The organism is Erwinia sp. PME.40.26/001 (assembly GCF_055556675.1).
On record NZ_JBVHNP010000185.1, the window covers coordinates 1 to 271 of the forward strand.

The 271-nt window shown below is 72.3% G+C and carries 1 protein-coding gene; it reads right to left on the reverse strand.

All coding sequences use genetic code 11. The features are described 5' to 3' along the window. On the reverse strand, positions 1 to 242 hold a 242-nt coding region (locus ACZ3HG_RS23780), incomplete at its 3' end, for a hypothetical protein (RefSeq protein ID WP_465334846.1). Positions 243 to 271 lie beyond the last annotated feature (29 nt).

The window sequence follows — 271 nt, forward strand, 5'->3', positions numbered from 1 at the left end:
TCGGGGTATTTGGTGATCTCCACAAGCTCCGCGCCGGCGGCCTTCAGCACCTCCAGCGCGTGGGCGAAGACGGCGTCCGTTTCGGGGTGGAACCCGGCCTCGAACCGCAGCACGCCGATGCGCGCGCCCTTCAGCGCGGTGGGCGAGAGCCCGGCAGCGAAATCCGTGCGGTGGGCGTCGGCCTCGGCCGTTGCCGGATCGGCGGGGTCCGTGCCGGCAAGGATGGTGGTCAGCAGCGCCACGTCCCGCACCGTGTGGCCCATGGGACCCG